At 69.1% G+C, this 13628-nt stretch carries 10 protein-coding genes; 3 read left to right on the top strand and 7 right to left on the bottom strand.

Features of this window, described 5'->3' with window-relative positions; all coding sequences use genetic code 11:
• Positions 1-42: 42 nt before the first annotated feature.
• Positions 43-1122 (bottom strand): FecR family protein, encoded by a 1080-nt coding sequence (locus QNJ30_21610; protein MDJ0946053.1) that lies wholly within the window; start codon positions 1120-1122, stop codon positions 43-45.
• Between the two features lie 448 nt (positions 1123-1570).
• Between QNJ30_21610 and QNJ30_21605 the strand changes: the two genes are divergently transcribed.
• The 3 genes from QNJ30_21605 (at position 1571) to QNJ30_21595 (ending at position 4635) form a co-directional block, all read left to right on the top strand.
• The gene (locus tag QNJ30_21605) at positions 1571-2854 is read left to right on the top strand and encodes an MFS transporter (GenBank protein MDJ0946052.1); all 1284 of its coding nucleotides are present in this window, start codon (positions 1571-1573) and stop codon (positions 2852-2854) included.
• Positions 2855-2934: 80 nt separating this feature from the next.
• Positions 2935-4338: a class II fumarate hydratase gene (fumC, locus tag QNJ30_21600; GenBank protein MDJ0946051.1), complete on the top strand. Its 1404-nt coding sequence runs from the start codon at positions 2935-2937 to the stop codon at positions 4336-4338.
• 24 nt (positions 4339-4362) lie between these two features.
• Positions 4363-4635: a ribbon-helix-helix domain-containing protein gene (locus QNJ30_21595; protein MDJ0946050.1), complete on the top strand. Its 273-nt coding sequence runs from the start codon at positions 4363-4365 to the stop codon at positions 4633-4635.
• Here the strand turns inward: QNJ30_21595 and QNJ30_21590 are convergent.
• The 6 genes from QNJ30_21590 to QNJ30_21565 form a co-directional block, all read right to left on the bottom strand.
• Complete coding sequence (locus tag QNJ30_21590; protein MDJ0946049.1) at positions 4592-8005, bottom strand: AsmA family protein; 3414 nt, start codon at positions 8003-8005, stop codon at positions 4592-4594. The genes QNJ30_21595 and QNJ30_21590 overlap by 44 nt on opposite strands.
• A 257-nt stretch (positions 8006-8262) precedes the next feature.
• Entirely contained in the window at positions 8263-9648 is a 1386-nt protein-coding gene (locus QNJ30_21585; GenBank protein ID MDJ0946048.1) for an FAD-linked oxidase C-terminal domain-containing protein, read from the bottom strand.
• Between the two features lie 202 nt (positions 9649-9850).
• On the bottom strand, positions 9851-11158 hold the full coding sequence (locus QNJ30_21580; GenBank protein MDJ0946047.1) for a TRAP transporter large permease subunit: 1308 nt from the start codon (positions 11156-11158) through the stop codon (positions 9851-9853).
• Positions 11155-11688: a TRAP transporter small permease gene (locus tag QNJ30_21575; GenBank protein ID MDJ0946046.1), complete on the bottom strand. Its 534-nt coding sequence runs from the start codon at positions 11686-11688 to the stop codon at positions 11155-11157. The genes QNJ30_21580 and QNJ30_21575 overlap by 4 nt, the downstream gene beginning before the upstream one ends.
• A 79-nt stretch (positions 11689-11767) precedes the next feature.
• A complete protein-coding gene (locus QNJ30_21570; GenBank protein MDJ0946045.1) occupies positions 11768-12754 on the bottom strand; it encodes a TRAP transporter substrate-binding protein in 987 nt (328 codons plus the stop codon).
• Positions 12755-12946: 192 nt separating this feature from the next.
• Entirely contained in the window at positions 12947-13621 is a 675-nt protein-coding gene (locus tag QNJ30_21565; GenBank protein MDJ0946044.1) for an aspartate/glutamate racemase family protein, read from the bottom strand.
• Positions 13622-13628 lie beyond the last annotated feature (7 nt).

Raw genomic sequence — 13628 nt, 5'->3', positions numbered from 1 at the left:
CGCCGGCCTCCGGAGCCGAGACCGCGCGGCGGCGGGGCGGGATCAGTCGTCATCGTCGCCCCCACCGTCGTCATCGTCCGACCCGCCCGAGTCGCCTGAGCCGCCCGACCCGCCCGAGCCGCCAGAGCCGCCAGAGCCGCCCGACCCACCTGAGCCGCCCGAGTCGCCCGACCCGCCTGAGCCGCCCGAACCGCCCGACCCGCCGGAACCGCCCGACCCACCTGAGCCGCCCGAACCGCCCGACCCGCCTGAGCCGCCCGAACCGCCCGACCCGCCTGAGCCGCCCGACCCGCCGCTTCCGGACGCCCCGGCGCTGCTGGAGCCGCCCGAGCCGCCGCCATCGGAGTCCCCCTGCCGGCCACGATCGCCGTTGGATGTGCCGGGCCGGCTCCGTCCGGCGTAGACGAAGTCTTGATCGGAGGCGCTTTCCGGATCACTTTGCGGCGCCGCCTCCGCCTCGGTGGCGGCTCCGGCCAGCGCGGCCGCGACCGCTGCCGGGACCGGCGCCTGGGCAGTCGCGCCGAGCGAGACGCCGCCCGAGGTCGCCGAGACCGAGGCCGTCAACCCCGGGCTGACATCTGCACTCTCCCCGTTTGCCGCCGAAGACACGCCGACCAGCCCGCTCTCGACGCTCACCATGGCCCTGCCGCGCTCGACCGAGACGGCGAAGCGGGTCCCCTTGACCACGGCGGCGAGGAAGGGGGTCTTGACCTCGAAGTCCCAGCCCAGCCGCTTCCTGACCTCGAAGACGGCCGAACCGATCAGCTGGAAGATTCGGGTCCTGGAGCCGGGGCGTGCCTCGGCCGGGAATATCAGGTGCGTGTTCTGCTCGAGGGTGACCTGGTCCTGCCCTCGGACGAGCCGGGCGAAACCCTTGAAGCCGGTCATGACCTCGAAGCCCGGCGCCACGACCCGTGCCCGCTCCAGTGTCTGCCAGTCCTCGGCCCCAGTGGCGCGGTAGACGACCGGGCCGGCCAGCGCCACGACGGCCCAGCCGGCACCGGCAAGCGGATCACGATCCGTCAAGGCCGCGGACTGCGAGGGATCGGCCCAGGCCAGACGGCAGAGTCCGATCTGAACCAGGAGGATTGCCAGAACCAGTGGCCAGATGCCTGCCGACAAGGCGCCGCGCCCGGGGCTCGAGGACCCGGCACACAGGTCGGCGGTCGCACCAACGGCTGGCACAGGCATAAATCGACCTCCCGGTGGCAGATTATTAAATAGTTAAATTCGATGACTATTATACCGAATACCGAAATCAACACCAACATAACTTGCAGTCATCTAAAATACTGATCTCCAACTACAAAATAATTTGTGTTAGTATTTCATATAAATACTAGATATTTTGCGGTCCCTGGATCCGCGTTGGAACGGAAGTCGGCCGGCGTCATCGACGGCGCCGAGAACAATTCGCCGTGGCCCCGGTGACCCACCTCCCGGCGATCTCGACAAGCATCCCCAACCTCGTCGAGGGCTGACCCGAAGGCTGCGTGCCGCGCTTGCCTCTTCCGGGCAGCCGGGGTTAGATCGTTCATGGTTTGTTTTCTTCCCGTATCTGCCGTCGCAGATGCCCAGAAGCCCCAGATCCTCTAGTCCGCGGGCCGTCGGCTCTGGGCCCAGGAGGTCGGGTTTCGGCGGCATTCTCGGCGCCCTGAGACACCGCAACTTCCGCGTCTACATCTCCGGTAACGCGGTCTCCCTGGTCGGCACCTGGATGCAGCGGACCGCCGTCGGCTGGCTCACCTGGGAGCTGACCCAGTCCGGCCTCTGGCTCGGCCTGGTCGCCTGCGCCGACCTGCTGCCGGCGGTCGTCATCGGCCCCTTGGGCGGGGTGCTGGCCGACCGCTTCGACCGCCTGCGGATCATGATGGCGGCGCAGACGGTCGCGCTGCTCCAGGCCACCGCTCTCTTCGGCCTGACCGCCGCCGGCGTGATCGGGGTCGAACTGCTGGTGCTGATCGTGCTGGTCCACGGGGTCGCGATGGGTTTCAACCAACCCTCGCGCCTGGCCCTGATGCCCGCCCTGGTCCCGCGGGAGGCCTTGTCGACCGGCATCGCGATCAACTCCGTGGCTTTCAACCTGGCCCGCTTCCTCGGCCCCGCGCTGGCCGGCCTCCTGATCGTCAGCGTCGGGGTTGCCGGCGCCTTTGCCGCCAACGCGCTCAGCTTTCTTTTCTTCCTGGTCGCGCTGTCGCGGCTCCGCCTGAGCGACGCCGCGCAGAACCCAAGACCCGGCGAAGGCGCAAGCGTCCTGGCGGAGCTGCGCGACGGCTTCGGCTATGCGCTCGGGCATTCCGGCATCGGACCGATGCTCTTCCTGCTCGCCACGGTCTCGCTTGGGGTACGTCCCTTCATCGACCTGATGCCGGGTTTCGCGGCGGCGGTTTTCGATGGCGGCCCCGAGACCCTCGCGGTCCTGAGCTCGACCGTGGGTCTGGGCGCCGTCGCCAGCGGGCTCTGGATCGCCCGGCGCGGACCCGGCGGCCTGACCCGCCTGGTGCTGATCAACACCCTGCTGAGCAGCCTGGCGATCCTGGGCTTCGTCGCCACCGAGTTCCTCTGGGTCGCGCTGATCAGCGTGGCCTTGGCCGGCATGGCCCTCGTCGCCAGTGCGATCTCCATGCAGACCCTGATGCAACTCGCCGTCGACGGCCACCGCCGCGGCCGGGTGCTGAGCCTCTACGGGATCATCTTCATCGGCGGCCCGGCCGCCGGTGCCCTGATCATGGGCGCGTTGTCAGAGCCGTTTGGCCTGCGCCTGCCGCTGGCAGCCGGCACGCTGCTCACGCTCCTGGTCTGGCTGCGGATCTGGCGACGACGTCAGGCCATCGCTGCGGCGCTGGAGACCTAAGTCCGGGCTTTCGCCCCCTGGCAAACCCGTCCCGGCGTGCTAAAACCCGGGCCGGCAGGCGTTGACGGAGGGATCAGGTCATGGCGCACGAGACCCGGATGGAAAGCGACTCCATGGGCGAGATCGCGGTCCCGGCGGACCGCTACTGGGGCGCCCAGACTCAGCGGTCGCTCAAGAACTTCAAGATCGGCGGCGAGACCATGCCGCCGCAACTGATCAAGGCTTTCGGCGTACTCAAGCTGGCCGCGGCGCGCAGCAACATGGCGCTGGGCGAACTCGACGAGAAGCTCGGCGCCGCGATCTGCCAGGCCGCCGAGGAGGTGGTGGAGGGCCGGCACCTGGATCACTTCCCCCTGGTCGTCTGGCAGACCGGCTCCGGCACCCAGACCAACATGAACAGCAACGAGGTCATCGCCGGGCGCGCCAACGAGATCCTGACCGGCCAGCGCGGCGGCAAGGAGCCGGTCCATCCCAACGACCACTGCAACCGCGGCCAGTCCTCCAACGACTCCTTCCCGACCGCGATGCACATCGCCGCGGTGCGCCAGCTGGTCGAGGAGACCGTGCCGGCCCTGGGCCGCCTGCACGCCGCGCTCGACGCCAAGGCCACGGCCTTCGCCGACATCATCAAGATCGGGCGCACCCACCTGATGGACGCGACGCCGCTGACGCTGGGACAGGAGTTCTCGGGCTACGCCAAGCAGATCGAGCTGGGCATTCGCCGGGTCGAGGAGGCGGTGCCGCGGCTGACCCAGTTGGCCCAAGGCGGCACGGCGGTCGGCACCGGCCTCAACGCGGCCGCCGGCTTCGCCGAGCGCTTCGCCGAGGAGGTCTGCAAGATCACCGGCCTGAACTTCCGGACCGCGGACAACAAGTTCGAGGCGCTGGCCGCCCACGACGCCATCGTCGAGGCCTCCGGCGCGCTCAACACGGTGGCCTGCTCCTTGATGAAGATCGCCAACGACATCCGCCTGCTCGGCTCCGGGCCGCGCTGCGGTATCGGCGAGCTGCTGCTGCCGGCCAACGAGCCCGGCTCCTCGATCATGCCCGGCAAGGTCAACCCGACCCAGGCCGAGGCCATGACCATGGTCTGCGCCCAGGTCATGGGCAACCACGTGACGGTCTCGATCGCCGGCTCAAACGGCCACTTCGAGCTCAACGTCTTCAAGCCGGTGCTGATCTACAGCCTGCTGCAGTCGGCCAAGCTGATCGCCGACGCCTGCGACAGCTTCAACGAGAACTGCGTCGCCGGCATCACCCCCAACACCGCGCGCATCCAGGCCCTTATGGAGGAGTCGCTGATGCTGGTCACGGCGCTCAACCCGCACATCGGCTACGACAACGCGGCCAAGGTCGCGAAGAAGGCCTACGCCGAGGACAAGACGCTGAAAGCGGCGGCGGTGGAGCTGGGCCTGCTGACGGCCGAGCAGTTCGACGGCTGGGTGCGCCCGGAGAACATGCTGGGGCCCAAGGCCCAGGCCTGACTGCCTGCCGCGGGCGCGCGCCCGATGACCGGCGGAGCGCGGCCGCGCAAGCGGTCGATCACCATCGCCGGCCACCGGACCAGCCTGTCCCTGGAGCAGGCCTTCTGGGACATGCTGGCGGCCTTCGCGCGCGAAGACGGCGTGTCGATCAACCGGCTGCTGACCGAGATCGACGAGGCCCGGGAGACCAACCTTTCGAGCGCCGCGCGGGTCTACGTGGTGGAGCGCCTGCGCGGCGGGGCCGGGCTGGGGCTCACTCGGTCGGCGGGCTCTTCAGGCCCTCCAGGATCTGGTTGATGAAGTCTTCCGGCTTGACCGGCTCCGGCTTGGCCTGAGGCGGCGGCGGGGCGGCCGGCGCCACCTCGTCCTCCTTCGGCGGCGTCCATTCCGGCTGCGCGACGGCCTCGGGCTGCGTCGCCTCTTCGGGCGCGGCCTCATCGGCCGGATCGGGTGTTTCGAGGCCCGGCTCCGCGGGGTCCGGGGCCGGCAGGGCCGGTTCCGGCTCGGGCTCCCTGCGGCGCCGGAAGGCCTGGCCACCGACCCGGACGTTCGGCTCGTCCAGGGCGCCGGTCAGGCCGACGCTCAGGTAGGCGTCCTCCGGCTCCGCGTCGCGAAAGACCTTGGTCTCGGAGTCCAGTGTCCACTCCACCAGATCGGCCTGCCCGGCCAGACGCGCCACCGCGCCTTGACCGGTCAGCTGCGTGTCCCGGGTGGTGGCGACGCCGTTCTCGAGGACGAAGCTGCCGCCGAGCGTGGCCGGCCTGCCGGCGAAGGCGCCCAGGAGCAGCATCGAGGCATCCGCGACGCCCCGGATCTGCTGCAGCTCCTGCCCGAGGACGCCGAGCAGGACCGCACCGACTTGTTCCTCTTGCTTCGCGGTGACCGTAACCTTGCCCTCGATCGTGCCCTGGCCGTCTAGGCCGGCGATCAGATCGTGCTCGCTGCGCCCGCGGGAAACCAGGTCGGCGTTCATGGTCACCGGCCCGGCGGCGCGATCGAAATCGAACTTCTGGCGCAGCAGAGGCTTGAGCTCGACGTCGACCGCGGAGATCCCGGCGCCGAGCTCGATCCCGTCGCGCAGGTCGGCCTTGCCGATCACCGTAAGCTTGCCGCCGAGAAAACCGCCGGCGAGGCTCTTCAGGTTCAGGATGCCGTCCGTGAGCTCGGCATCGACCGCGGCTTGCTCGATCTGGAGGTCTTCGAGCACCAGGGCGCCGGCCTTCAGGGTCAGTTCGGCATCGAAGCCCAGCAGGCCCGCCACGTCGATCGGCGTCCGCGACCAGCGCCCGTCGCTGCCGCCCGAGGACTCGCCGCCCGAGGGTCCGCCGGTCGATCCGGATCCGGCGCCCAGAAGGGCGGCGAGCGGCAAGCTGTCGGAGGCGAGCTCTGCGACGATCTTGGGGCGCTCGCCGGCCAGTTCGACCGCAACGCCGCCCTCGACGGCGCTCTCGCCGACCCGGCCCTTCAGATCTTCGAGCTTGAAGGCATCGGCGCTTCCGGCGAGCTTCGCCTCGAGGTCGAGCCCGCCCAGGTTCCGGTCTTCGAGGCTCGGGTCGGCGAGCCGTGACAGAAGAAACGCCAGGTTGCGATGTTCGGCGCGGACCGCGACGTCGAAGCTGCCGGCACCCTCGAGAGGCTGCACCCGGCCCTCCGTCGCGAACCTGCCGCCCAGGCTCTCGAGGGTCAGGTCGAGGTCGAAGGCCGTCAAGTCGCCGGCCAGCGAGCCGGCGACCTCGCTCGGGCCCAGCTTGGCGTAGGGCTCCGGGTCGAGGCCCAAGGCCTTGGCCAGGCGCGCCGGGTCGCCGATGCCCAGCTTCAGCTCGACCTCCGCCTTCGGCGACTGGTCGAGATTCTCGAAGGCGCCCTTGATCTCGAGTCGACTGCCGGCGAAGTCGCCGATGCGGCCTTCCTTGAGCATCAGCTTGCCCTGCTGCAAGGTTCCGGCCAGAGCGACGTCGCGGTAGTTGGCGTCGCGCGCCGTCAGCTCGCCGACCTGAACGTTGAGGTTCGCGTCGAAACGATCCCAGAAGCTTCCCGCCTCCCCTTCGGTGGCGTCTGCACCCTCCGGCTCGGCCGCGGTCGGGCCTGCGGGAAAATAGGCGTCGAGGTCAAGCTTGTCCGCGGCAAGTCCGATTCCGAAGGCCGGGCGCTTGCCCAGGGCGACGACAACCCCACCGTTGATCTCGCTGAGGTCGAGGGTGAGGTCCAGATCGGTCAGGTCGACCCGCTTCGCCGAAGCCGCCAGGCCGCTCTTGAGGTTCATTCGACGCAGCCGGTCGGCCGGCAGGTCCTCGACATCGACGCCGAGCCAGGCGAGCTGGCTGCGCAGGTTGCTGGTCGCCGCCTCGACCCGGCCGACGAAGCGCGCCGCCTTCGCCGAGGGCTCGAAGCCGCCCGACAGGGAGACGGCCGCGCCGCCGGGCAGCAAGGCCGCCGCCTGATCGATTGTGAAGGTCCCATCCTCGATCCGGGCTGCGACCGCGACCTGTCGAACCACCTGCTCCCGGTAGACCAGGGCTTCGATCCCGAGGTCGAGCCGGGCCACGAAGGTCTCAGGAAGGCCAAAGGCGGCCGAGGCCGCCCCGCCCTCGGCCGCCGGCGCGTCGACGTCGACGTCGTCGACCCCGGACTCCGACGGCGCGAGCGCATCGAGATCGAGGCGCGGGATCGTGACCGACAGCTTGCCTTCGGGCTTTTCTCCCAGGCGCAGCAGTCCCTCGCCGCTAGCCGAGCTCTCGCCCAGCGTGATCGCGATCTTCTGGGCGGAAATCTCCTCCGGCTCGCCGGCGATCTCGGTCTCGACCACGAATGGCAAGGCGAGATTCGAAGGCTGCGATGAGACCGGCCGACCGGCGAGGACCGCCACGGTCTGGGCCAAGTCGCTGCCCTCCGCCTGAAGCTTGCCCCGGAATGCGACAGTGTCGGGGTGCTGGGACAGGGAGCCGGCAAACCTTGCCTTCGCTTCGATCCCCCGTGGGCGCAGGGCCAGGCGCAACGGCGTCGCGCCGGCCTCGGTCCAGCGGCCGATCGCCAGCTCGACGCCGGTCTCGATCCCGCGAACGCGAATCTCACCGTCGAGCAGAAGCGGACCGCGCAGGGATTCCGCCGCAAGCTCTACGTCGACCTTCTCGATCTTCTCATCGATGCCCTCGGGGTCGTTGCGGTAGATCAGCGTCCCGTCGCTTATCGTGAAGCTGTCGAAGCGGACGTCGATCGGGAAATCGCCGATCTGCCGCGGCGCGGCTGCGCCCTCGACAGAGGCCGGGCCGGATTGGCCGTCGCCGCCGATCTCCCAGTTGCGACGCCCGTCCTCGAGGACCTCCATCAGGATGACCGGCTCGACCAGTTCGATCGTTTGAACCCGGACATCGCCGCCCAGGAGCGGCAGCAGCTCGACGCGCACCTGCAGCGCCTTGACGATCGCCATGTCTTGCGCTGAGCCGCCGGGAAGGTTCGCGAGGCGGACATTGGCCGCCGAAAAGCTGGGTGTCGGGACGATCTGCAGGTTGATATCGCCCTCGATGGCGAGGGCCCGGCCGGTCGCCTTCTCGAACTGCGTCGCGATCTCGGCCTTGTGGGCGTTCCAATTGATCAGGCCCGGACCCACCAGGACCACCGCGACGGCGAGCACGATCAAGCCCAGCAGGCCATAAAGGACGTACTTCACAGATGCTCTCCCCGCCACCCCGTGCGCCCAGGATCCCAGCCCCGGCCCGCGCCTGCCGCATCCCCACCGTCGCGCCGGGTTCCGCAGCCGCAGCGGTTCCCACGCGAGCGTTCTTGGCGGCCGTGCGGTCTTCTTGGAGTGGAAGACTAGCGCAAGGAACCGGGGCCCGGTCCAGCGAATTCAACGGCGCGCCAGTGGTTTATGGCCCAAGCCACAGAGCCTGGCAAGGCGTTCCCCGAGGACCGTCGCGCGACCCCTCAGGCGCTGAAGATCTTGCCCGGGTTCATCAGGTTCTCCGGGTCCAGGGCCTGCTTGACGGCGCGCATCACGGCGACCGCCTCGCCGTGCTCGGCCTGCAGGAAGCCGAGCTTGCCGTAGCCGATCCCGTGCTCGCCGGTGCAGGTGCCGCCGAGGGCGAGCGTCCGCATGATCATGCGGTCGTTGACCTCCTTGGCGCGGGACATCTCGTCCGCGTCGTCGGGGTCGATTAGGAAGACCAGATGGAAGTTGCCGTCGCCGACATGGCCCACGATCGGCGCGATCAGGCCCGAGGCGTCGATGTCGGCCCGGGTCTCCAGCAGGCATTCGGCCAGCCTGGAGATCGGCACGCAGGCATCGGTCGCCCAGCCCTGGGCCCCGGGGCGCAACGCGAGCGCGGCGTAGTAGGCGTCGTGCCGGGCCTGCCAGAGCTTGCTCCGCTCCTCCTGCCTGGTCGCCCAACGGAAATCGCCGCCGCCGAACTCGGCCGCGATCTCGCCGACCTGCTCGGCCTGCTCCCGGACCCCGGCGGTGCTGCCGTGGAACTCGAAGAAAAGTGTCGGCTTGGCCGGCAGGTCGAGCTCGGAATAGCGGCTGCAGGCCTCCATCTGGACCTCGTCGAGCAGCTCGATACGGGCGACCGGGATGCCGCTCTGGATGGTCAGGATCACCGTGTTCACGGCGCCCTCGAGATCTTCGAAGGCGCAGACCGCGGCCGAGGTCGCCTCCGGGATGCCATAGAGCCGGAGCTGGACTTCGGTGATCACCCCGAGGGTGCCCTCGGAGCCCACGAAGATGCGCGTCAGGTCGTAGCCTGCCGCCGACTTGCGCGCCCGCCCGCCGGTCCGGATGATCCGGCCGTCGGCCAGCACGACGGTCAGCCCCAGGACGTTCTCACGCATGGTCCCATAGCGGACCGCGTTGGTCCCCGAGGCCCGGGTCGCGGCCATCCCGCCCAGGGAGGCGTCGGCGCCGGGATCGATCGGGAAGAACAGGCCGGTGTCGCGCAGATGCTCGTTGAGCTGCTTGCGGGTGACGCAGGCCTGGACCCGGCAGTCCAGGTCCTCGGCGTTGACCTCCAGAACCTCGTTCATCGCCGAGAGGTCGATGCAGACGCCGCCGCGGAGGGCCGCCACATGGCCCTCCAGGGAGGTGCCGGTGCCGTAAGCGATAACCGGCTTGCCGTGCGCCGCGCAGACCTTGACGATCTCGGCGACCTCTTCTGTCGACTGCGCAAAGGCCACCGCCTCGGGCGGATAGGCCGCGTGGTAGGAGACGTCCTTGCCGTGGTGCTCGCGCACCGCGGCCGAAGTCGACAGCCGCTCCCCCAGAAGGGCTTGCAAGGCCTCGATCGCCGGATCCTTGACAGCAGGTTCGGTGCTCACGTATCGCCTCCTTTACCGTCCGGATGATACCAAAGCGGTGCCGCCGGGGTAAGGCCAGCCTCGGCCCTTGAGCACGATGATATGAGGTTGAACCAACCTCATTTCTGAATCGTGCTCTAAACTGTTGAAGCAGAGCCGAATTCAGAGTTGAAGTCCAATCGACTTCAAATCATCCCGCTCCAGCCCGCATTTCTCACCGTGGTCATGGGCCCTTGGCCATGTTCTCCGGCAGCCAGGTGGCGACGTCGGGGACCAGGACCAGCAGCGCGACCGCCAGGACCATGATCAGGAAGAAGGGCACCGCCGCCCGGGCGATAAAGCCCATGTCCTTGCCGGTCATGCCCTGCAGGACGAAGAGGTTGAAGCCGATCGGCGGGGTGATCTGGGCCATCTCAACCACGATCATCAGGTAGATGCCGAACCAGATCATGTCGAAGCCGGCCGCTCGCACCATGGGCTCGATCACCGCCATGGTCAGCACCACGGCGGAGATGCCGTCGAGAAAGCAGCCGAGCACGATGTAGAACACGGTCAGCGCCGCGATCAGGGCGAAGGGCGAGAGCTCCAGGGTGGCGATCCAGGTCGCCAGCGCCCGCGGCAGGCCGGTGAAGCCCATGGCCAACGACAGGAAGGCCGAGCCGGCCAGGATGAAGGCGATCATCGCCGAGGTCCGCGTCGCCCCGAGCAGGGATTCCGTGAAGCTTGACCGATTGAGCGAGCCCTGGAGGCCGGACAGCACCAGGGCACCTACGACCCCGAGCACCGCCGCCTCGGTCGCCGTCGCCAGGCCCAGGTAGATCGAGCCCATGACCGCGAGGATGAGAAGGATCACCGGCAGCAACTGGGTCGCCGCGCGCAGCTTCGCGATCAGGGTGTAGGCCTGGGTCTCGAGCTCCGCGCGGTGGCCGCTGAACAGCGACCAGAGCACGACGTAGCTCATGAACATCAGGGCCAGGCAGATACCGGGCAGGATCCCGGCGATGAAGAGCTTGGCGATGGATTCGTTGACCGTGACGCCGTAGATGATCAGCGTAATCGAGGGCGGGATCAAAAGCCCGAGGGTCCCGGCGCCCGCCAGGGTGCCGATGATCATGCGCTCGGGATAGGCGCGCCGGCGCAGCTCGGGGATCGACATCTTGCCGACCGTCGCCACGGTCGCCGCCGAGGAGCCGGAGATCGCGGCGAAGATCGCCGAGCCGGCGATGTTGACGTGCAGCAGGCCGCCCGGCAGGCGCTGCATCCAGGGCGTCAGGCCCTTGAAGAGGTTCTCCGAAAGCCGGGTCCGGAACAGGATCTCACCCATCCAGATGAACAGCGGCAGGGCGGTCAGCGACCAGGAGGAGCTGGCCGCCCAGATCGTCGTCGCCATGGCATCGCCCACCGGCCGCGTGGTGAAGAGCAGCATGCCGAAGGTGGCGACGCCGGTCAGGGAGAGCGCGACCCAGATCCCGGAGCCGAGCAGGAAGAACAGAACCGCGATGAAGATGATCGTCAGGGTGAGCTCGTTCATACCTCGCCCTCCGCGATCCCGCCCTTGGCGACCGTCGGATCCTCACGCCCAGCCAAGAAGACGATCAGGCTGTGGACGAAGCAGATCGCGAGGACGACGGACCCGAAGGACAGCAGCGTCTGCGGGATCCAGAGCAGCAGGGCGTCGTCACCCTCGCTGCGGTCGCCCAGCTTCCAGGAGACGTGGGTCATGCGGACCAGGTACCAGGCCAGGTAGACCGCCAGGACCGCGCCCATGCCGAGGCACCAGAGCTGGACCCCGCGCCGGACCCGGCCGCCGACCGCGTTCAGCAGGATGCCGACCCGGATGTGGCCGCCGGCGCGCAGGGTGTGGGCGAGCGCCAGGAAGCTCGCGCCGCCCATGGCGTAGCCGGCGTACTCGGTCAGGCCGGGCACGTAGGCGCCGATCAGGCGGCTGATGATGCTGGCGATGATCAGCAGCGCCAGGGCCAGCAGCAGCAGGGCCGCGGCGTAGCCGCACCAGAGGTAGAACCGGTCGAGCCACCGGTCCACGGCCGCAAGGATGCGCATGGGGAAGGTCCCTTGAAGGCGGCGAAGGCGTGCGGGCCCCGCGCCGGCCGGACCGGAGCGGGACCCACGCGCGCCGGCGTTACATCTTCTTGTAGGCCTCGATCACGGACTTGCCGTCGCCGCCCGCCCGCTCGAGCCACTCCTGCGTCATCTGGTCGCCGATCTTGATGAAGTCGGCGCGAAGCTGGTCGCTGGGGCCTTCGATGGTCATGCCGTTGGCGGCGAGCTGCTCCTTGTACCAGTCGGCCAGCTCCTGCGCCTTGGCCCAGCCGGCCGCCTCGGCGTCCGCGGCGGCCTTCGTGACGACGCCCTGGGTCTTTTCGTTCAGGCCGTTCCAGGCCTCCAGGTTCACCACCACCATGTTCTTGGGCAGCCAGGCCTGGACGTCGTACCAGTACTTGACGTGTTCCCAGATCTTGCGGTCGTAGCCGGTCGATCCGGACGAGATCATGCTGTCGGCGACGCCGGTGGCGAAGGCCTGGACCAGCTCCGCCGCCTCGATCTTGGTCGGCACCGCGCCCATCAGCTCGGCCAGGCGGGAGGTTGCGGCGTTGTAGGCGCGGAACTTGACGCCCTTCATGTCGGCCGCGCTTTCGACCGGGTTCTTGTTGTAGAGCCCCTGGGGCGGCCAGGGCACGGCGTAGAGCAGCTTGACGCCCTTCGCCTCCAGGACCTGCTCCAGGGCCGGCTTCGAGGCCTCGTGAAGCTTCCGGGCATCGTCGAAGCTGGTCGCCAGGAACGGCAGGGCGTCGATCTCGAAAATCGGATCCTCGTTGCCCAGGGCCGAGATCAAGCGCTCGCCGATCGGTGCCTGGCCGGTGCGGACCGCGCGGAAGATCTCGCCGCCCTTGAACAGCGAGCCGCTGGGATGGGTGACGATCTCCAGCTCGCCGCCAGAGGCCTCGGTCACCGCCTTGGCGAAGGCGGTCGCGTTCTCGGAGTGATAGTTGGTCGCCGCGTAGGCCAGCGGCATGTCCCATTTCTCGCCGGCCTGCGCGGTCGCGAGCCCGGCCGCCATGACGGCCGCCGCCGCCGCGGCGGCGAGCGATGTCCTCGAGTGCGTCATTCCTTTGTCTCCCTGCTTCTTCTCGGGTCCAGTTCAGATTTCTCCCGGCTCAGCACCGCCGCCTCGAGGGCGTGCCGCGCCGCCGGACGATCTGCCGGCCTTCGTATCTCGGCACCGGCAGTCTAACGCGGGCCGCCGAGATTACCCGCTGATTCTTGGTCGCCCTCAGACCTGATCCCGGGTCGCGGCCGGTCATGACGCGCCCGCCGCGATCCAGCCGATCGCCTGGTTCAGGTCGTAGACCGGCCGCCCGGTCGCCTTCGCCAGCGCCCGGCAATAGGGCGAGAGGTTGGTGCACTCCAGAAGGATCGCCGCCGTCTCGGGGCCGCGCGCCAGGAGCCGTCGGCCCGCGGCGCAGACCTCGTCCTCGGCCGCCTCCCGGTCCAGCGCCGGCAGGTCGCCGGCGATCACCCGATGGAGCTCGCCGCCCTCGATCCCCTCGACCAGAGTGCCGGCATCCGACCAGGGCCCGAAATGAGCGGCGCTCAGCCGCCGGGCGTCGAAGGTCAGCACCCCGATCGTCGCGGCTTCGCCGTAGACCTGCCGCAGGAAGGGCAGCAGCGCGAAGGCCGAGGCGATCACCGGCACGGAGACGGCCTGCTCCAGGCGCCTCTGCAGGGCTCCGAGAAAACCGCAGCTGGTGGCGATCAGCGACACACCGTCGCTTTCCACCAGGGCGTGCGCCGCGCCGATCAGCGCCCGCGCGGCCGCCTCGTCCGCCGCGCCTTCGCGCACCACGGCCGCCACCGTCGCCGCCTCAACCCGGCGATAGACCACGGGAAAGGGAAAGCTCTGCGGATTGCCGATGTCGCCCGGAAGCCGCGGGAAGCGCGTGTTGAGCTGAACGACGCCGAGGCGAAAGGACACGGTGTCG

Source organism: Kiloniellales bacterium (assembly GCA_030066685.1).
In the GTDB taxonomy this organism is placed as follows: domain Bacteria; phylum Pseudomonadota; class Alphaproteobacteria; order Kiloniellales; family JAKSBE01; genus JAKSBE01.
This window is presented reverse-complemented; position numbering and strand designations above follow the sequence as displayed.

What these genes read in the sequence shown, in the direction of transcription:
- QNJ30_21605 (MDJ0946052.1), top strand. Translation starts at nt 1,571, where the DNA reads ATGCCCAGAAGCCCCAGATCCTCTAGTCCGCGGGCCGTCGGCTCTGGG.
- fumC (MDJ0946051.1), top strand. Translation starts at nt 2,935, where the DNA reads ATGGCGCACGAGACCCGGATGGAAAGCGACTCCATGGGCGAGATCGCG.
- QNJ30_21595 (MDJ0946050.1), top strand. Translation starts at nt 4,363, where the DNA reads ATGACCGGCGGAGCGCGGCCGCGCAAGCGGTCGATCACCATCGCCGGC.
- QNJ30_21580 (MDJ0946047.1), bottom strand. Translation starts at nt 11,158, where the DNA reads ATGAACGAGCTCACCCTGACGATCATCTTCATCGCGGTTCTGTTCTTC.
- QNJ30_21575 (MDJ0946046.1), bottom strand. Translation starts at nt 11,688, where the DNA reads ATGCGCATCCTTGCGGCCGTGGACCGGTGGCTCGACCGGTTCTACCTC.
- QNJ30_21570 (MDJ0946045.1), bottom strand. Translation starts at nt 12,754, where the DNA reads ATGACGCACTCGAGGACATCGCTCGCCGCCGCGGCGGCGGCGGCCGTC.